The sequence below is a fragment of the Rothia sp. HMSC072E10 genome, assembly GCF_001813965.1.
GTDB classification, from domain to species: Bacteria; Actinomycetota; Actinomycetes; order Actinomycetales; family Micrococcaceae; genus Rothia; species Rothia mucilaginosa_A.
Genome location: NZ_KV814477.1, coordinates 1 through 408, shown reverse-complemented (window position 1 = coordinate 408; position 408 = coordinate 1). Strand labels below are relative to the sequence as shown.

1 protein-coding gene is annotated in these 408 nt (G+C 63.0%); it reads left to right on the top strand.

The window, feature by feature from the left end; all coding sequences use genetic code 11:
• A partial coding sequence (locus HMPREF2944_RS00385; protein WP_141755708.1) for an RHS repeat-associated core domain-containing protein occupies positions 1-408 on the top strand: 408 nt, incomplete at both ends.

Below are 408 nucleotides of genomic sequence, written 5' to 3'. Positions count from 1 at the left end.
GTTTGTTCCGCGTGTGCTGGGTGTGGGCGGCTCGTCGATGCCTTCTGTGGGTTCGCTGGTGCCTGGTGCCGGTTCTGGTGCTGGCCTGTTGGATCCGTATGGTTGGGCTTCTTTGGGTGTTGTGGCGCCTGCTGTGCCTTCTGCTCAGGGCGCTCCTGCTGGTGGTGTGCCTGTGTTGCCGGATTCGCTGGTTGGTGTTTCTGTGGCTTCGGGTGTGGTGCTGGGTTCTACTGGTTTTGAGGTGTTGGGTGCCCGCGTGGTGGATTCGCGCGTGGGCCGCTTTACCGCGCCCGATCCCATGGCTGCGCCGGTGGGTGCTGGTTGGGGTGCTGATCCGTTCTCGTTGGTGGGTGGTAACCCGGTTTTGTTGGTGGATCCGTGGGGTTTGTCGCCGGTGTCGGTGGAGGA